This window comes from Parabacteroides timonensis (assembly GCF_900128505.1).
Lineage (GTDB): Bacteria > Bacteroidota > Bacteroidia > Bacteroidales > Tannerellaceae > Parabacteroides > Parabacteroides timonensis.
Map to the genome: position 1 here is coordinate 3045034 of NZ_LT669941.1, position 19782 is coordinate 3064815.

Genomic DNA, 19782 nt, shown 5'->3' on the forward strand with positions numbered 1-19782 from the left:
AGTGGTATTAGATTAGTTCTAATAGAACTACGTAAACAAGATAACTGATAATCAAACAAACTACAGGTATTGGCTATAACTGAGCTCTTTTCATACATTTTACATAATCGCCCTTTATCCCTTGTTTATTAAGAAGTTTTCTCTACCTTTGGCAACATTATTAACGTAGTTCTATTAGAACTCTATCCAAAAACAAAACACATTTCTTAAATAATACAAAAAAGGTTGTGTTATCAGTATTCATTTGAGCTACTGAGTAACACAACCTTTTGTTGTATCTATTAAAAAGCTAAACTATTCTTTCGCCCTCCACTCGTTGATCAGTTCGTTGATCGTCTCGCGTACCGACATGATACGGCTGGTCTTCCAGGCATTGCTTCCGGCAAAGGCATACCCGTTCTCAAAGTTTCCTTTGAAAGCGTTGTACAAAGCCGTGACGATACAATAAGGACTTCGCGAAATATCGCACGTCTTGATGCAGTTGAAAGGACACGCTTTCGGTTGCTTGATCCCTGCCTTCACCTTTTCGAGGAAGTTGCAATGGATCGCACGACCAGGCATACCGACCGGGCTCTTGATGATCTCGATGTCTTTCTCTTCCGCTTTAATATAGCTTTCCTTGAAAGCGTCGGAAGCATCACACTCGGTAGTCGTGACGAAACGGGTTCCTAATTGAACGCCCGATGCTCCAAGGTCCATCATGCGTTTGATATCTTCACCCGTATAAATGCCTCCTGCTGCAATTACCGGGATACTCTTATTGTATTTCTCTTCGAAAAGAGAAACTTCGTGTACTACCTGCGGCAGTAACTCTTCCAGTGAGAAATGTTCGTCTTCCAGCTGGTTCTCCTTGTAACCGAGGTGACCGCCGGCTTTCGGACCTTCCAGCACGACAGCGTCGGGCAGGTAGTCGTAGTTGTTTTTCCATTTCTCGCAGATGATGCGTACGGCACGTGCACTCGATACGATGGGTACCAGCTTCGTCACACTGTCTTTCTTAAGGAAAGAAGGTAAGTCGAGCGGCAGACCTGCACCACTGAAGATGATATCTACCTTTTCGGCGATACTGGTCTTCACCAGTTCGGCAAAGTCTGACAAGGCGACCATGACGTTTACACCGATGATACCTTTCGCCTTTTCACGGGCTTTACGGATCTCTTCAGCCAGCCCCAGATTGCCGGCTTCAGTGTAATTGGGAGATAATTTTTTATATAAAAGTCCGAGACCGGCTGCGGAGATAACGCCAATCCCACCTTCATTTGCAACGGCCGAGGCTAAGCCGGATAGAGATATTCCTACGCCCATCCCACCTTGGATAATTGGGAAACGGGGTTTGAGATCTCCGATTGTTAATGTCTTCATGTAAGTTTATATAGTTTATAAATACGCAGCAAAGGTAGCACAATAAACCAAATGATGTGCAAAAAGGACCAATATTATTGCACAGGTATATCTTTTTTGTGCAATAACATCAGTCCTTTACGACTAAAACCAAAGCAAAACCTTTAAAGACTAAACTATTTAACCGGGATATAACCCACTTTCTTCACAATTTCCTGTCCCTCAGCAGACAATACATAATCGATGAACGGTTTCACAGGACCTTCGTTTTTTGCCTCATAATAGTAGAACAACGGACGGACAATCGGATAGGTCTTATTCTTTGCGTTGGCAAAAGAAGGTTCCACATAGTTCTTTCCGGCATCGTAAGAGACATGAAGCGGTTTTACGTCCTTATTGACATACGCCAGTCCGACGTAGCCGATGGCACCTTTTGTCTGGCTTACCGACTGGATGATGGCTCCTGTCGCGGGCATACTCAGGATACCGTTCATATAATTCTTGTTCTTCAATACACTTTCCTTGAAAAACTCATAGGTGCCGGAAGAGGTTTCACGCGAATAGGCAACGATCTTCATATCGGCTCCGCCTACTTCTTTCCAATTCTTGATCTTGCCGGTGAAGATTCCTTCCAGCTGTTCGCGGGTCAGGTTGTCTACCTTATTGGAAGGATGAACGACTACCGCCAGAGCATCATAAGCGATCACCACTTCCTTTGCATTCTTCTTTGCTTCCTGCAGACGGACTTTTTCATCGAATTTCATTTTACGGGAAGACATCGCAATATCGGTCGTTCCTTCCATGAGAGCAGAGATACCGACACCCGAGCCGCCACCTGTTACGGTTACTTTAGTGCCTTTATGCTTATTCATAAAATTCTCGGCCTCCGTCTGGCTGACGGGCAGACAAGTATCACTTCCTTTGATCTTCTGTGCAAATACATTTGTTGTAAATAAACCGATGGCCATAGCAGCCAAAAGAATCGTCTTTTTCATTACTTTTATTGAATTAATTTTCTTACTGCAAAGTAACTACATGCGTATTTCAAGAGCATGAAACAGGTATTACATTTATGTGAAGATAAAAGGGTATCTACCTTATAATGAAAGGGTGCATACTCTCCGGAGAAAGCATGCACCCTATTTTGAAAGTATATGTATCCTTTTCTGGTAATCCGGTCAGAACTTATACTGCAAACGTACCGTCAGCACATTATCTTTGCGGTCTTTTTCATAGCCTTTTACGAAGTCGCTTTTCTCGTTGAAGTTGAATTCGTAGTAAGCCTGTACACGGATATGTTTGTTGAAGCGGTAGAGGCCACCGATACCGAAAGTACTCTGGGCTAAATCAGTCTTGGAAGTAAATGTGTTCTCCACACCGATCTCATTTCCTTTCAGCTTTGTATTCGGGTCGTATACATCATATTTGAATACAGCGGAGAAAGGAGACGTTCCGATATCCTGTACCAGATAGAAGAAATAACCTATAAAAGGACGTTTGAACAAAGCGTTTTCGGGCAAGTCTTCCGGACGTGTTCCGCTGTTCGGACTTCTACTGCTGGAAGCAATACCGGGCTGTGTACCCAAAAGGCCTTCGGCACGCAGAGTAGTCGTACCCCAGGAACTCAGGAAACTGAACTGGGCGTCCAGACCGATATATTCACGTTTCATGTAAGTGCCGGTTTTACCTTTATCCACTTCGATAAAGCGTTTGCCGTCCATCTCGTAAGCCGTTGTCGTCGGGTTGTAAACGCCACCATTATAATAGGATACGCCTGCTCCCCATTTACCCCAGTTACCGATCTCCTTATCGGCTCCCAGACGTCCGATAAAATCCTTGCGGCTGTCGGTCTCGCGGTTGATACTGTTTCCGGCAAAGAGCCCGGCATCGAGGCGAAGGAAGCCCAGGGGACTCTCTTTCTTGGCACGGAGGGTCAGCATAGCTCCCAGGTCGCGTTCGTCCGGGAAGAAGTACTGGATGATGGTAGCGCGTTCGGGCGACTCCAAACCGCTGGTCGAGTAACCGATCTCGTGTCCAAAAGGACGGTTGAAGACACCGGCCATCAACTGGCTGCGTTTCGTCCAAGGGTCTTTGATCCCGATATACAGGTCACGGAAGCTGACACCCTTATCGTTTGCCTCAATCTGTACGGCTCCGGTTCCGATGCCGTCGTTGTATTCAAACTTCAGGCGGCCGCGACGAATACCGATACGGTTGAAGCCTTTGTCTTCATGTTCGTTCTTGTCGCCGACCTTTAGGGTGGCATCTTCCTGTCCATACTGATATTGTCCCTGGATATAGGCAGAGACTTTAAACTTACTAAGTCCCTTCACTATCTTATCCAGCGTTGCTGTCTCTTCCGCAAGCGAATCTATGCGAGCATCTAACTGTTCCGTGTTCTGAGCTTCCGCGAGAAAGGGAAGCTGCGCTAACAGGGTGAGCGCCATTAATTTGATTACTTTCATTCCTGACTTTGTTGGTTGCGGTGAAAAATATGTTACATCACTGTTTCCGGCAGCAAAGGAACAGCTTTTCTGTTTCACATATATTGCAGCCCTGTTACAAAGATAAAACCAAATTATTACAATATTGTTACAAACTACTCGTTCGGAGCCTGCAACTCAACTGTCAGGTTTCCATGTCCGGTTCTTTTATCCGACTCGGCACGCTTCGCCAACTCTTTTATTGTAAGGGTGATCAGTTTGCCGACCGGTTTACCGTCGCGATAGGTAATGACACGCAGTCGACTGGCTGTTTTCGGAATACGCAGCGGTTTATTGTACTTCGGAGTAAAACAATCCGGATCGGTATTATCGAATGTGTAGTAAATATCTGTTCCTGCAATTTCACTACCCAGTTCGACCTCCAATACACCATCCTGCAAATACGGAGTGACAATTGCATTATTCATGCTGCGGGCATAATTGATACCGGCCTGATCGGCACGCACGAAATGGCGTTCTACACGAGGCCAGAATTTCTCCCAATCCGTTTGCGCGGGACCGCTCCACAGAACTTCCGCCAAAGCCCATCCACGGGGCCAGGTCATATACTCGACATGACGGAAGGTCGGAATGGCTTCTCCCCATACATTACCTTGTCCTCCCAATACCATTTCAGCCGGAACACCTTCCGGTACAGGATTAAAGCTATACGAGTCTTTCAACCGGCACATGGAATAAGTAGCGGGTTCTACAGAAGGCTCCCCCTGATACAAATCCAGGTAACAATGTTCCGTCGGTGTCATAATCACATGGTGACCGGCTTTAGCTGATTTGATACCTCCTTCCATACCACGCCAGCTCATCACATTGGCATCGGGTGCCAGGCCACCTTCCAGTATCTCGTCCCAGCCGACCAGTTTCTTTCCTTTCGACTTCAACAGATCCCCCATCCGGTGGATAAAGTAACTTTGTAACTCTTCTTCATTCTTCAGATTCTCTGCTTTCATACGAGCCTGGCAACGGGGGCATTTATGCCAGAATCCTTTAAAACATTCATCACCGCCGATATGGATATATTCGTCGGGGAAAAGGGCAGCCACTTCCGTCAACACCTTATCCATAAACTCGAAAGTAGACTCTTTACCGATACAAAGTGTATTCTCATCTTCTCCATAGAATTTATTTCCTACATTCACTGCGTCGGGAGCTTTCATACAGGCCAGTTCCGGGTAAGCGACCAAAGCAGCAACTCCATGACCGGGCACATCTATTTCCGGAATAACACGCACAAAACGCTGGGCTGCATAAGCCAGTACTTCCTTCACATCTTCCTGGGTATAAAAGCCTCCGTAAGTTGTTTCTTCTCCTTTTTGCGCACGTTCACGTCCCCACCAGTCGCCTACACGGTCAGCACGCCAGGCGCCTACCTCCGTCAGTTTCGGCAATGACTTTATTTCCAAGCGCCATCCCTGGTCGTCGGTCAGGTGCCAGTGGAAAACGTTCATCTTATACTCGGCCAATTCATCGATAAACTTCATGACTTCTTCTTTGTTGAACCAGTGGCGGCTTACGTCCAGCATCAGCCCACGCCAGGGGAACTGGGGGGTATCGGTAATCTCGGTACAAGGGATTCTCCATTTCTTATCTTTAGGCTGTGCAGTCTTACTTTTGATCTCAGCGGGAAGCATCTGCAACAGGGTTTGTACTCCATAGAAAATCCCGGCTGGTTTATTTGCCGTAAGCAGTATATCCCCGTGTTTCACTTTCAGGTGGTAGCCTTCATCTCCCAAAGCAGCATCTTCCACCAGCTTAAATTCGATCTTTCCATGTTTCTCCACAGGAAGAGTGAAGCCGGTAGCAGGTGAAATCTTTTCATTCAGATACCGGGCAATACCTTTTAACTCTTCATTCGATTGATCAAGAGTTATTGCGGCGTTAGAAGTAAGAGTGAAACAGTCGGAACCAACAGTCATTTCCTGTGGCACAGGGATCAATGCAATTGCTCCATTCTCCGTAACACATGACTTATTCGCACATGATACACAAGTCAGCAACAGAGCGGCAGAAGCAAGACTCAACAGTGTTCTTTTCATTATTATAAGTTTTTGTTTGAAATTTTGCACGAAGATAAGAATTCGCTGATAAACAGGAAAGATAGGGTAATAAAAAAGGCGGTGTGTCTCATGCATTCCTGCATAACAGACACACCGCCCGGATATTTAATAATTAGTATTTACAATTATTTCACGATCGCCTTAACTGCTTTTTCACCTTCCACACTAACGATTACAACACCCTGAGGTACAGGAATTGTTGCATTGTCGGATGTGATAGTTTGGTTTACAAGCGGCTGGCCTAATACATTGGTAACAGCTATAACTTTACCTGATGCATTACGAACGATGATCGAACCGTTACCGGCAACGACACTGATACTTGAGGTTGAAACTTCATCGTTAGAAGTTGCATAATCCTCTGTATCTTCCAGGTTGAAGATCTGAGACTGGTTGATCAGTTCCTTCATCTTATCCTTATCGTCCACATGGTTACCGTTGTCTACTTCATATTCAGCCAATACAGGTACACCGTTATGGATTTTCACCCATGCGCCCTTGAACGAAGCAATACTCGATACGCCTTCCTTGTTGGATTCCAGTAAGAAGTCCTTATGAGCGTCGTCTGTGTAACGCAGAGAGAATGCATAGTTCTTATGTAAGCCGTCTACCGGTTTCTTTTCAAAAATAGCTTCATTGTACAGGTCGCGAGGATCAAGAACACCGTCCTTATTCTTCAGGTCTGCCAACTTTCTGCCCCCTTTCAGGATATACAGATATTCGCCATCTGCATCTACCTGATGAACACCTTCAACGAAACCAAGACGAGTGTAAGACTGCCATTTGTAAACGTCAGGATTGTTCAACATGTTAGTGCTACCTTTCACCGAGTCAGTCAGGTTAATCAGGAAGCTACCAGCCAGGTAACCGTTGTAATCACCTTCATGTTCGCAACCCGGATTGTAACCGTGGGTGTTACACCACTTACCGTCTTTCACGGAGTCCGGACGAAGAACGAACAGGTACTGAGGCATACGATCTGTCGATTTCGTTACATAGTCAGCATAGATAGCCGTATTGCTTTCTTTACCGATCGGATGGATCTTTTCAGCTGTCATACCCAGGTAACCGAAGTCTTTCACTACCTGTGGAGCCAAGCTCTGGTTGTTAGAGTCTTCGAACAGTAATTCCTGACCTATACCTCTTGCACGGAAGATATTGATATGCTTACCTACTTCACCCAGATCCATATATAACGGACGATCGTCGGTGATCACTGCAAATGCAGAAGAGCGATCTTCAGCGTTCTGATCCAATCGGGTAATACTTAACTTACCGATACCGTCTACACAATGTGCTTGTCTCCAACCGTTGTATGCATGAGAATATCTCGGAATGAAGCAATCGCAACAATCGTCGCATTCTTCATCACAATTGTCTTCGTAATCTCCGCCGTCCCAAACAAATACATTAGGAGCTGGAGGATTAGGTGACGGACACTCTTCACATTCATTCTTATAATCTTCATAGATATCGATCAGGATATAGCACTTTTCATCGTCTTTACGTTGGTCGGCCTTCAAATAGAATACACCCATCTTACCTTTACCTGCTTTAATATCATCCAGGCTCATCGGCTGATAGTAAGCAGTCTTACCGAATTCTTCAACTAAAGCTATATACATCTTATCGTTATCGATCAGGTTTTTATCACTTACTTTCAGCATATAAGCAGTACGTGACAGTTGCGGTAAACCAGCAACACCTTCGCCAAAACCATATTTATAGTCTATAGCCTTGAAGCACTCAGGAGCTAATTCCAGTTCGTAGGTAGTAGACTGGCTTTCCACCGGCATAAAGGTATTATTTACTACATTCAGATATAAGTTTCCGTTGGCAAACAAGTTATAGTTCAGGCGATACTTAGTATACAGCAATGTTTCCGGATCCAGATGTTTATATCCGTGATATTCACTGGTCAAAGCCTCCTGATCGGTTACCGAAGTAAAGTTATATGTATGTCGATTATCCAGCTGCCAACTACATCCGTAACTACATGAGTTATCTTCAAATCCCCAATAATTATCATCTATAAAGAAGTTGTTGCCCTCTTCATCTTTATATAGTTGTCCTTCAAATACCGGAACTGCATCTTCACAGATATACCAATCCGCACTACGCTCCGCCATAAAATATTCTGAATAGTTATATGCATATTCACGATTGTAAATAGCGACAGTCGATCTGTCACCACAACCGGTTTGCTTAACAACCCACATCGTAGCAGGCATATCATCATAATTCTGATCATCTTCCGGTGCATCAAACAGCAAACGTCCCTGCAAGTTAGCAACAACATTTTTTCCATTATGTACGCCTTTGATGAAATACAAACCTTCTTTTAAAGTTGTCCGTGTCAGATAATTGAAATCACGATTCTTAAAGAAGAAACGAGTTTGCAGAGAACCCGGAAGTCCGATACCGCCATCTACTTCCGTATTTTTAGCAGTAAGAACTGAAGTACCGTCAGTCAAATAAGCCAAACGCAACGCAACCTGCCCATAGTCATCATTATGCTCCGGAGCATTAACTCCATCTGCCGCCCATATAGCAGCCATATCGTTGTTCGTCGAGTTGAAAGCATACTGGGCATTCTTCCACTGTCCGCTCGCAGGATCTTTCGATAGAGCATTCAATGGCTCAATAACCAAGCTGTCCTGTGAAGGGAAATAAGTGAATTTAAAAATAGAACGTGCAATCCAGGCTCTTTCTGTAAGTCCGGGAATATCTTGCGGCATATTGGATGCATTCAAGCCCAAGTCACCCTCCATTAATTCCAGTTTCAGTTCTTTACTGCTGTTTTCATAGAACTCTGTTCCTACATATAGAGTTTTATATGAATCATAGTCTCCCATTTCATCTCTTTCAGATGGGACCTCCAGCTTCACATAATCCTGTATTTCCCAATGACCAAGTCCTAATAAAGGATCTTCATCATCCATATCCGGAAGATAAGAGAAATCGATTTCTTTGGCAACAAACTGATTCTCCAGGAACGGACTTGCCTTAGTAGGAACCACAGAAGAGGCAAACTCCAAATTAGTACCTGCAGGCAGACCACCCAGATAAGATTGATGAACATACTGGAAATCAACCATTTGATTAATATCCCTAGGATTTAGCTTGATAGATCCGGCAAGAATAGGTTTTACTTTGACAATATCGTTAATAATACTGTTCATCTGATCGCCTGCCTCTTCCTTTGAATATTTCATCGCCAGAATTTCTTCATTATACTGACTCATTTGTTTCAAAACAACAACTGAATCCCGCTCTCCAAAGTAAGAATAGATCGGAGCGTAATTAAAATCAGAGTTCTGCTTATCCGTCGAATACCATGTCCAGTTTTGGATACATCCACCGATATAAGAGGCCAAATCATGTCCATAATAATTATCAATAGCTTCCTGAGTGAAAGCATTTACATGACCGTATTCTAATTCCATATTTGTTTCTTTGTTCACAAATACGAAATTTTTGCCGCTATGGCCGTCATCTACAGCCTTTATAGACCACAAAGAATAATTAATCGGAGCCGAACCCGGATCTACCAATTTTAGAATCAACCCGCCCCCCTTATATTGAGAAGCATTCACATAGCGATACTGCACAAGCAGTTTGCCGTCTTCATTCACTAATTGATACCATTTTCCCTTTTCAAAATGGTTTACAGTATTATCAACCTCATCACTACTCATAGTTTCAGTAGGGCGGAACGTAATATTATGCCCGCCGTAATTGACCTGAGAAAATGCAGAGAATGTAATACTGGATGCCAACATAAAGCCGGCAATTAACGAAGTAACTGTTTTACTCATAAATAACAATTTAAGTAATACTAAAATAAAGTTCTATATAAATTCTGTTTCTACTCTTCAACTTATCATCCGGATAAATCATTTATCCGAAGGTGGTTATAGCCATTTTTCTTTTGGTACGGGAACAAAGATATAAATAACAATTTAATAGCAATTCTGTTTTTACTATTATTAAACCATTAGGGTAGTTATTTTATCAAAGTTAGTGAAATTCACTACGAAATCATCTTTTTAACTCTTCAAAAAAACACCACCTAACAACGTAGTTCTCAAAGAACTAATTAACAAAATGTCAGTTTATAATAATAGTTCCCTAAAAACATCGCTTTACTAAAACACAGACATCTTTACTAACAATAGTTATTTCTCCCAAACAAAAAGGGCCATCGGAAAATACATTCCGACAGCCCCATTATCACATTTGTGTCCGTGTTATTTTGCAAACTGCAATCCCTGCAACTTATTCCATGCACCACGGGTAAAATCCGGTATCTCCACAGGAGCACCTCCGTTGTTCACTGAAATCTCCGTCAGTTCCGTCAGGCAAGACCACTCGGCCGCATCATATACATCCTGATCCAAGGGTAGCCCTTTTTGCAGGCAGTAAACAAGACGGTAGTCCATGATAAAGTCCATACCTCCATGACCTCCTACTTTTCTGGCTTTCTCACCCACCTCTTTGGTTATAGGATGTTCGTACAAAGCCATGATAGAATCCATTTGCACTTTGTTCAGAAACTCATGCGCATTCGGTTCCAACGCTATTCCTTCCACCGGATATTTCTGAGCAAAACCTTTGGTTCCGCTTACCACATGTTTACGGTCGTACGGACGCGGACTGGTTACATCATGCTGGATCAGAATCGTTTTCCCTTTCTCCGTCTGGATCAGGGTTGTATTCATATCACCCAGTTTATACGTCTGCTTCGCTTCCTTGGAGTCTTTTCCAAAAGTATTCTTCGCATATTCAGTCATCCCGACCTCTTTCGTCGACATGGATACCAGATAATTCATCTTATCTCCCCGGTGAATATTCAATATCTGGCAGATCGGACCTAAACCATGAGTAGGATATGGGTTACCGGTATGTTCTTCATTATATTTCAAACGCCACATACCCTGATAACCACCTTTCTCACTCGGATAGAAATTAAGTGAACGCAGGTCGTGGATATATGCACCTTCTCCATGAATAACTTCACCGAATACTCCCTGCTGGGCCATATTCAATGTGGCCATTTCAAAGAAATCGTAACAACAGTTCTCCAGCATCATACAGTGGCGACGAGTCTTTTCCGCCGTATTCACCAACTGCCAGCATTCATCGATCGACATAGCTGCCGGAACTTCCACCGCTACATGTTTCCCATGTTCCATTGCATAGACCGCCATCGGTGTATGATTCAACCAGTCTGTACAGATATAGACTAGGTCGATATCATCCCGTTCGCAAATCTTTTTCCAATCCTCTTGTCCGGTGTACTCATCAGCAGCCGGAAGATGTTTACCGGCCAAGGTTTCCTGTGCACTTTTCACATAATCGGCATTCAGGTCACAAAGAGCTTTCACTTCCACTCCGTCCAGGAAAGTGTAGCGGTAAACCGCACCGCTTCCACGCATTCCTAAACCGATAAATGCAACACGCACGGTCGGGATAGGATCGGTAGCCAGTTCCAATACATCTGTCTGACCGGCCGGACGCTCCGGAACCGGCATGGAAATCATTTTTACCTGCTCATTTACGGTTGGTTTATTACAGGTACATCCGGTAATAAGGGCCAACACTAACATAAAAAAAAGAGTCTTTTTCATTGTACTTTAAATCTATAATATTAATACCCAGGATTCTGATCGTTTTTCAGAAGCGGATTCAAGTCCATTGCATTTTGAGGTATAGGCATCAAAAGGATGCGATCATTCCATTTCTTTTCGATTACCTTATATCCATTCGGAGCATAGGTTGTAGTATTCATTATTTTCTGGCAATAGACAGAACCGTAACGACGGATATCATCGAAACGATGTCCCTCACCGGCCAGCTCTATACGGCGCTCGTTGCGTACAAAATCCAGAGCAGCCTCTTTCGATGGCATTGAAGTCGGCACTGACGGCATACCGCAACGATCACGCAGATCATTCAAAGCAATCTGAACATCATTGTCCCAACCCACATTCATTACGTGTGCTTCTGCAAAAGTCAGCAATACTTCGGCATAACGGATTACCGGATAGTCATCGGCACTGGTCCAATCCGAATAAGGAGTCAATGCAACCATCTTACGATAGCTGTAACCTGTCCACGACTCGTTACCATCCAGACCGGCCACTTCCGGTTTCCAACGATAATAGAATGTACCTCCAGCAAAGTCTGTCTCATGCCATCCCTTGAACGGGAACAGGATAGAAGCATACAAACGGCTGTCACGGTTACGGAATTCGTCCATATAAGCATATTTCTTCAAATCCATTTCAGGAACTCTTTTTATATAGCTAGCCTGATCCAGGTCCGCTACTTCAGCCGTGATCTCTTCAAAATTCTTTTTGCGGGTATCCACCGAAATCAAAGGACGTACTGTTTTACCGTCGATGTCCCAATAAGCATCCACCAGGTCCTGCATCGGTTCGTAAGACGAATATCCCGATCCCATTTGGCTCGGACGGATATAGGTATAACGGGCCCAGTCGTAGTTATTATCATCAGCCATGTACTCGCGGGTCAGGATATACTCGGGATTCGAAGGCGATGCATTGCTACCCTGCCATAACGTTTCATAGCTAAACAAACCTTTTGCAAATTTATCCTTATCGATACCCTTGCTTTCGAAATCGATAAACTGTACCAGTTCATCAGCTTCTTTCTTTTGCGCATCATTCAAAGCCGTTACGCGGAACAAAGAATGATGTCCTTCACTTATCACAGTCTTGGCAGATGCTTCAGCCTCCGCATAATTACCGAAATACAATGCAGCACGGGCACGCATAGCCAAAGCAGCGGCACGAGTGATACGTCCGGTTTCCTGCAGATAACCGCCATTATATTTGTCCGGCAAAACAGTTGCTATCTCAGCCAGTTCATCCAGGATGAAAGCCTGCACTTTATCGACCGGATCACGGGGTACGTTCGGTGCATCATATTCCATAACCGTAGTCACCAAAGGTACTTTACCAAACTTGGTTGTCAGGTCCAGATAACTCTGAGCACGGATAAAACGAGCTTCCGCCTTCATTCTTTCTTTCAGCGTTTCATCCATATCACAGGTACCCACTTTTTCCAGAAAGTTATTCACGATACGAATGGTTCCGAAGCTATATCCACGATCTTCCGCCGTACTCAGTTCGCTTTGCTGGATAGATTCATACGGCCCTTCCCAGGGTTTATGGCTATGAGCATTATCCGTACACATCTCGTCCCAGATATCGAATCCAGGTGTTTGTGCATAACAGGCATTCAATCCGTACCATGCATCTTTTTCTGTATTCCAGAAACTTTCTACTGAGATATCTGAAGGAGGTACCACATCCAGATCACAGGCTGTAAAAGAGACAGTCAATAAACCGAGAACTGTCCATTTCTTTATATTTAGATTTACCATTACTCTTACTTAATTAAATGTTATTAAATCAATTAGAAGGACACATTCACACCAAATGCAACCGATTTGGTTCCCAGTGAACCGATACCGCGACCGGAAGAAGCTTCCGGGTCAAAGTCTTTCATCGTATGATCCGCACGCAGTGTGAATAAGTTCTCACCGGTCAGGAAGAATTTCAAAGAAGACATTCCCCATTTCGAAACTAAGTTAGAAGGAACACGGTATCCCAGTGAGATTGTCTTAATACGGAAATAGTCCGCATCAAACAACTGATAGTCTGAGAAGTATTGATTATAATCATCCAGGCTATGACCTCCATAGATACGCGGATAGACAGCATGAGGATTCGGATTTTCCTGTGTCCATCTTCCCAGGTGGAATTTACGCGGGTTAGAGTTCAACATAAAGGCAGAAACCTGTTCAGACTCGAAAGCAGCCTGGGTACCGGAAACACCCTGTCCGAATAAAGAAAATTCGAAGTTCTTATATTGTAGATTCAGATTGATCCCATAAGTAAAATTGGGTACGTCTTTTCCTATGATCGTACGGTCTTCACCATTGATAGCGCTACCCCATTCCAGGCCTTCACGCTGCGGTACGTATTTGATATCACCGGCTCTCGGAGTACGTCCGTACGTATAATAATGTCCGGCATCGATTTCTTCCTGGGTATACAGTCCATCTGTTTTCAAGCCATAGAATGAACCGATCGACTCACCTTTACGCAGGATATATCGGATCTTATCGCCACCATTACTAATAATATCGTCCGACTCACCCATATCCATAATCTCATTATTATTAGTAGCAATATTTGCACTTACCTGATAAGAGAACTCTCCTAATATTTTACGATGAGTCAAAGCCAGTTCAAAACCACGGTTGCGCACCTTGGCTATATTCTGCGACGGATTAGATGCAATACCGGTTTCCAGAGGAACGTTATAGCTCAAAAGGATATCGCTGGTGTTTTTGATGTAATAATCGGCTGTTACACTGAACAAACCATTGAATATATCAAAGTCTACTCCGATATCGGTCAGTGCAACTGTTTCCCAACCCAGCTTTTCATTTGCCGGTTTCGATTCCAGTACACCTTTTATAGCTTCGTTATCAAAGTTATAATCCGCACCATTGTTATACAGCTGGAAATAATCGTAGTTTCCCACATTATTAATATTACCCAATGTACCCCATGATGCACGTACTTTCAAATTATCGACCCATTTCACATCGCTCATGAAACTTTCCTGATTGATACGCCATCCCGCAGAGAATGAAGGGAAGATACCCCAACGATTATTTTTATAGAAACGGGAAGAAGCATCCGCACGCAGATTCGCTTCAAACAAATAGCGGTCATTAAAGCTATAATTCAAACGACCGAAATAAGAAAGGATCTTATATTCACGCAACGGATCGCCGTAAGAATTTACATCCGGCTGATCTTTACTTACTTCCGAACCTGTTGTGATATCTTTCAGGTCGTCTGTTACAAAGTTCTTATATTTTGAATAAAGGCGTTCGTAATTATAATGTTCGTAAGAAGTACCGGCCAAAACTCCGATACTATGTACTTTGTTCGTCCAATCGTAACGGGCAGTCAACGTATACATCTGGCGGTTCTCACTCTGCCAGAGCATATTCATTTCATTTGTATATACTCCGGTTCCCGGGATTTCGGCACCGGTCTCAAAGTTCTTCACATTTTCCTGTAAAGCTGTATAATTCTTTGATTTCGACTCCCAGCTTTTGAATGCACCCTGTCCGGAAATAACCAACCCTTCGATCGGCTTCAGGTCAAAACCAAGGTCGATCATTGTGTTGTCGGTCTTACCGTTCGACCAGTTGTTCTTACTCAAGGCACGTAGCGGGTTACCATTCATAAACGATTGCGTTGCAGATTTACCGCCGGCAATAGATCCCCATTCCCCGTTGGACTGTTGTGCAACCATCGTAGAAGGAACCATCAGGAAATTACCGATAGAAGCGACACCATGCTCTGTTTTATTCGTGCTGCGGATAAACTTCACACCAGTCTTCAATGTCAGCCATTTCGTTACATCGGCAGCCACATTGGCATCCAGGTTATAGCGTTGAGAGCTCTGTCCGGGCATGAATTTATCGTCATACAGATAACCCAGGCCGGAGAAGAAACGAACCTTGTCGCTACCCCCGCTAAAGTTTAACGAATGTTGCGTTGTTACCACCGGATTGTCCAGTACCAGGTCTGCCCATTTTGTATTCGGGTAGTAATCAGGTCTTGAACCATCCTTGAACCAAGCGATCTCATCGTTCGAATAAGCAGCATTTTTACCGTTTGCCGCATCACGGTTGTAGAAAGCTTCGTTCAGCAACTCTGCATAATCCCATGAGTCGAGCACATCCGGCAGATAAGTCGGCATCTTCAATCCCACATAACCACTGTAAGAAACATTCATTTTCTCTTTCTTACCTGTCTTGGTCGTTACCAATACAACACCATAAGCGGCACGTGAACCGTAGATAGCAGAAGAAGCGGCATCTTTCAGGAAAGAGATCGATTCGATACTGTTCGGATCGAGATTCGAGAACAGATCGGCATCAGCAATAGCCCCGTCGATCACATATAAAGGAGAAGATGTTCCCAGGTTTCCGCGTCCACGGAAGTTTATGGAAGGAGTTTGTCCCGGACGGGATATAACAGTTACACCGGGTACAGTACCCTGAACAGCTGCCAGTACATTTGTCTGTACGCGATCTTTGATATCTTCTGAACTGATAGCAGCAACCGCCCCTGTCAGGTTTACCTTCTTCTGGGTACCATAACCGACCACCACTACTTCATCCAGAAGCTCGGAGTCTTCTTCAAGTATTACATTCAAGGAGGTCTGTCCTTCTTTCAAGGTTATTTTCTTCGTCGCATACCCTATATAAGAGATAAGCACGTGCTTATCTCTTCCTGACATTGTCAGGACAAAATTACCGTCAAAGTCGGTAACCGTACCGTTTGTCGTTCCAGCCTCTACCACGCTAGCACCTATCACCGGTTCTCCATGAGTATCTTTTACAATACCTTTAACGGTTACACTTTTCTGTTGCTGGGAAGTATTCCCGCCCATTGTATTCCTAGAAGATCCGGATGTTTTCGAGATCACAATCTGGTTATTTACAATCCGGTAAGAATAATCCGTATTCCTAAACAACTGACTCAATACCGTCTCTAAAGAAGCGTCCGTCACATCGATAGAGATCTTCTTGTTCAGGTTGATCTGATCGTCATTATAAAAAAAGGTATAACCGCTATCCTTTTCCAGTTCTGCGATAACAGACGACAAAGGCGCATTACTCTTTTTCATGGTAACCTGATAAGCCTGGGCGAAAGCCGAGACAGGGATCAGCCCTATCGCACCTATCAGAAATAATTGTGTGATCTGCTTTTTGAATGGTTTACAGAACACATCTCTCAACAAAACTACTCGTTTATTCATATTAATATTCAGATAAATTTTAATGTGTTTTTCCTTTTCTCTTTACCGGAGTCTATTTCCGGCATCCATGATTACGTTTATCCCTTTTTCATTTTCTATTCGATTTAAGTTTAACATTATCTTTTTTTCTCTTTTTCATACAATACAAATCCATCCCCTCGCCTGTGGTAAGATACCGGGGAACTGTTGGATATAATATTCAATAAAAGTTCAATTGATTCATTATGTATGGAGAAGGTAAAACTATACTTGTCAGCCAATTCATCCGGACATTCGATATGGATGCCATACCAGCTTTCCAGGCGGGGAAGGACCATCGCCAGCTTTTCATTTTTAAAGCTGGGCTTTCCCCCACGGTACCAGGCTGAATACTGGCTGGCATTTACTTTCTCGATCTCTGCTTTTCCATTCAGTTCGTAAGCCAGCTTCTCGTCCGGGAAAACCAGATAGACATCCCCTTCTCCCCCGGTTCTCTTGGTACTCACTTCCACGGCTCCATCCGAAAGGATCATCTCAGTATAAGAAGTCGAATCGACACTGAACACTTCAAAAGAAGTTCCCAGCGCTTTTATATCCATACTTTTTGTTTTCACGATAAAAGGATGTTCCGTATCGTGATGTACTTTAAAGAAGGCCTGCCCCGAAAGATATATTTCTCTGTTCTTCCCTGAGAAATGTTCCGGATAAGTCAACTTACTCCCGGCATTCAATGAAACATGACTACCATCGGGTAAATAAAACGACTCCATCGACTGACGTCCGGCATTCACCACATACACGATCTGAGAATCAGGTTCATTCGATCCGGCCAACCAGTACCCCACGGAAAGAAGTAATGCCAGTGAAGCGGCAATACCATATCGTCCCCAACGTTCGGTAAACGATTTATGTCCGTGTATCTTTTTCGTGATACGATCTAATACGCGGTCTTTAGCCTTCGGATCAAGGACTGAATCATTTCTGCTATCGTCCCATTGGCTTTTAAGATGGCGTACCACTATATCTTGTTCGGAAACGTTCTTTCTCTCCTCCCCGGTCATACGCCCGGATAGAACTTTCTTTAATATTTCCTCCTCATTCATCATTCGTAATTCTCTTTTTAAGCGATTCTACATTATAAATACTCCGATTCTTTCCCTATCCCCCAGAAGAATTCGATTTTTTTTTCATATTCTTTCCGGAACATTCGTTTAAAAGACGATACTTGATTATTGTTAATTCTTTTATATATTTGCAATCAACATGTACTAAACGAAGATATATTGGAAGATAAAGCACTGATAATTGCACTAAAAAATGGGGACGAAGAGGCATTTACCTCCTTGTACCATAGGTATTGCAATAAAGTGTATAAATTCTGCAGTCTTTATTTTACAAATAATTCTTCTGCAGAAGAGGTAGTGCAGGAGGTCTTTATTAAGTTGTGGGATATTCGCAGCTACGTAAATGAAAACGAGAATCTGGAAGGTTTATTATTTATCATTACCCGCAACATGGTCTTTGATAATACCCGGAAAAACTTCAACGAGTCATTTTACCAGATCTCAATCCTGGCAGCCTACGACAAAGCCTATGATATAGAAGAAGAGTTGCATGCCAAAGATTTGAAAGTATACATCGACCGGCTGGTAAACGAACTGACTCCCCGCCAAAAGGAAATATTTTGTATGAGCCGGTACGAACATCTAAGCTATAAAGAGATTGCTGAAAAGTTAAATATCACACCGAAAACCGTTGAACGGCATATCAACGATGCATTGAAATATCTGAAGAAAAACATCTATTTCCTGCATCTGTTCCTTTCTATTTAATAACAGCCTTCACCTTTCACATGCGAATAACGCCCAATGGAACAATACCTTATGGTGAAACGTCGGGGTTCACATTTACAAAGTGAGGGTAAAAAAAGACCGGACTTTTGAAATGTTAAGACTGGACTTTTGTATTCAAAAGACATGACTTTTAAAGACAAAACACCTATCTTTTTGAGCGATATCTACCCGTACATCAACGGACAGGCAGCCATAAAAAAAAGGTAGGCATCCATTTCCCAAAAGGCCGGCAGCTATTTGAAAAAAGCCTTACGGTTTCCGGGCGAAAACTGCAAGGCTTTTTCTACGAAAGAGCACGTTTCACAACAACTTCATGATATACAAACATTTGGAAGCCGTGAAAGGTGAAAGCTATTTGTTCGATCTTTACGTGTATGATCTAATACTATCAGTTTTTCTTTACTATTTCCTTCAATTGTTCCGGTTTGTCGGTCGTAATGAAATCTACATTTTGTTCGATCATCGACTGCATTACGGCCGGATCATCCACGGTCCAGACATTGACGGTCAGCCCGGCATTTTTTGCTTCCTGAATCCAGGTTGGATTTTTCTCGAATACCTTATAATGATAATCCAGGCCGGTAAATCCTAAGACTTTCAGATCGGCCGGCGAAATCTCACCACGCAGGTAAGCCACCTGTGCAGCCGGAGCACGACGGATCAACTCCTTACAGATATTCATGCTGAAAGAGATATATTCCACCTGCTCTTCCAGTTGATATTTCTGTACCAGGGCCAGGATAGCCGTTACCGCCCGGTCTTCATTGACAACTCTTTTGTGAGGCTTTATTTCAAGGATCAGTTGCGTACCTTTATTCTGCTTACCTTGTATCAGGTAATCTTCCAGGGTAGGAAGTGTTTCCCCGTTTTTCAGTTTCAGATCTTTTATCTCTTCATACAGAGAGGTTTCGATGCAGAATCCCTGGATACTGTCATTATGGTTGACAACAGGTATGCCGTCTGCTGTGATCAAAACATCGAACTCCGAACCATAAACACCTACTTCGTGTGCCTTATTCAACGCCGTGATAGAATTTTGCGCAGAACCTTCACAGTCCCAATAGCCGCGATGGGCGATTACTTTCGTCTGGGAAAAAGCGCTGCTTCCGCAAAGGAAAGCGGTAAGCAGCATCGATAAGATTAATCTTTTCTTCATTGTTTTATCTTTTA

11 protein-coding genes are annotated in these 19782 nt (G+C 43.4%); 1 reads left to right on the plus strand and 10 read right to left on the minus strand.

The window, feature by feature from the left end; translation table 11 throughout:
- Nucleotides 1-294: 294 nt before the first annotated feature.
- From BQ7394_RS19890 to BQ7394_RS19930, 9 genes are all read right to left on the minus strand, one after another.
- Nucleotides 295-1362 (minus strand): NAD(P)H-dependent flavin oxidoreductase, encoded by a 1068-nt coding sequence (locus BQ7394_RS19890; RefSeq protein WP_075558991.1) that lies wholly within the window; start codon nt 1360-1362, stop codon nt 295-297.
- Nucleotides 1363-1517: 155 nt separating this feature from the next.
- Nucleotides 1518-2336 (minus strand): phosphate ABC transporter substrate-binding protein, encoded by an 819-nt coding sequence (locus BQ7394_RS19895; protein WP_075558992.1) that lies wholly within the window; start codon nt 2334-2336, stop codon nt 1518-1520.
- A 183-nt stretch (nt 2337-2519) separates the two neighbouring features.
- A complete protein-coding gene (locus tag BQ7394_RS19900) occupies nt 2520-3806 on the minus strand; it encodes a hypothetical protein (RefSeq protein ID WP_075560136.1) in 1287 nt (428 codons plus the stop codon).
- A 134-nt stretch (nt 3807-3940) separates the two neighbouring features.
- Nucleotides 3941-5878 carry a beta-N-acetylhexosaminidase gene (locus BQ7394_RS19905; protein ID WP_075558993.1) on the minus strand — a complete coding sequence of 646 codons (1938 nt, stop codon included), beginning with the start codon at nt 5876-5878 and terminating at the stop codon, nt 3941-3943.
- A gap of 146 nt (nt 5879-6024) precedes the next feature.
- On the minus strand, nt 6025-9717 hold the full coding sequence (locus BQ7394_RS19910; protein WP_139317731.1) for a DUF6383 domain-containing protein: 3693 nt from the start codon (nt 9715-9717) through the stop codon (nt 6025-6027).
- Between the two features lie 432 nt (nt 9718-10149).
- A complete protein-coding gene (locus tag BQ7394_RS19915) occupies nt 10150-11529 on the minus strand; it encodes a Gfo/Idh/MocA family protein (protein ID WP_075558995.1) in 1380 nt (459 codons plus the stop codon).
- A 20-nt stretch (nt 11530-11549) separates the two neighbouring features.
- Nucleotides 11550-13310 carry a RagB/SusD family nutrient uptake outer membrane protein gene (locus tag BQ7394_RS19920; protein ID WP_075558996.1) on the minus strand — a complete coding sequence of 587 codons (1761 nt, stop codon included), beginning with the start codon at nt 13308-13310 and terminating at the stop codon, nt 11550-11552.
- Between the two features lie 32 nt (nt 13311-13342).
- Nucleotides 13343-16780: a TonB-dependent receptor gene (locus BQ7394_RS19925; protein ID WP_075558997.1), complete on the minus strand. Its 3438-nt coding sequence runs from the start codon at nt 16778-16780 to the stop codon at nt 13343-13345.
- A 116-nt stretch (nt 16781-16896) separates the two neighbouring features.
- Nucleotides 16897-17865 (minus strand): FecR family protein, encoded by a 969-nt coding sequence (locus BQ7394_RS19930; protein WP_075558998.1) that lies wholly within the window; start codon nt 17863-17865, stop codon nt 16897-16899.
- A 177-nt stretch (nt 17866-18042) separates the two neighbouring features.
- On the opposite strand from BQ7394_RS19930, the gene BQ7394_RS19935 reads away from it, so the two are divergent.
- Nucleotides 18043-18591: an RNA polymerase sigma factor gene (locus BQ7394_RS19935; protein WP_075558999.1), complete on the plus strand. Its 549-nt coding sequence runs from the start codon at nt 18043-18045 to the stop codon at nt 18589-18591.
- A 409-nt stretch (nt 18592-19000) separates the two neighbouring features.
- Here the strand turns inward: BQ7394_RS19935 and BQ7394_RS19940 are convergent, their stop codons facing one another.
- Complete coding sequence (locus BQ7394_RS19940; protein ID WP_075559000.1) at nt 19001-19768, minus strand: glycerophosphodiester phosphodiesterase family protein; 768 nt, start codon at nt 19766-19768, stop codon at nt 19001-19003.
- Nucleotides 19769-19782: the final 14 nt, after the last annotated feature.

Excerpts from the sequence above, each read along its gene's own strand:
- BQ7394_RS19890 (WP_075558991.1), bottom strand. The coding sequence starts at position 1,362 with ATGAAGACATTAACAATCGGAGATCTCAAACCCCGTTTCCCAATTATC.
- BQ7394_RS19895 (WP_075558992.1), bottom strand. The coding sequence starts at position 2,336 with ATGAAAAAGACGATTCTTTTGGCTGCTATGGCCATCGGTTTATTTACA.
- BQ7394_RS19900 (WP_075560136.1), bottom strand. The coding sequence starts at position 3,806 with ATGAAAGTAATCAAATTAATGGCGCTCACCCTGTTAGCGCAGCTTCCC.
- BQ7394_RS19905 (WP_075558993.1), bottom strand. The coding sequence starts at position 5,878 with ATGAAAAGAACACTGTTGAGTCTTGCTTCTGCCGCTCTGTTGCTGACT.
- BQ7394_RS19910 (WP_139317731.1), bottom strand. The coding sequence starts at position 9,717 with ATGAGTAAAACAGTTACTTCGTTAATTGCCGGCTTTATGTTGGCATCC.
- BQ7394_RS19915 (WP_075558995.1), bottom strand. The coding sequence starts at position 11,529 with ATGAAAAAGACTCTTTTTTTTATGTTAGTGTTGGCCCTTATTACCGGA.
- BQ7394_RS19920 (WP_075558996.1), bottom strand. The coding sequence starts at position 13,310 with ATGGTAAATCTAAATATAAAGAAATGGACAGTTCTCGGTTTATTGACT.
- BQ7394_RS19925 (WP_075558997.1), bottom strand. The coding sequence starts at position 16,780 with ATGAATAAACGAGTAGTTTTGTTGAGAGATGTGTTCTGTAAACCATTC.
- BQ7394_RS19930 (WP_075558998.1), bottom strand. The coding sequence starts at position 17,865 with ATGATGAATGAGGAGGAAATATTAAAGAAAGTTCTATCCGGGCGTATG.
- BQ7394_RS19940 (WP_075559000.1), bottom strand. The coding sequence starts at position 19,768 with ATGAAGAAAAGATTAATCTTATCGATGCTGCTTACCGCTTTCCTTTGC.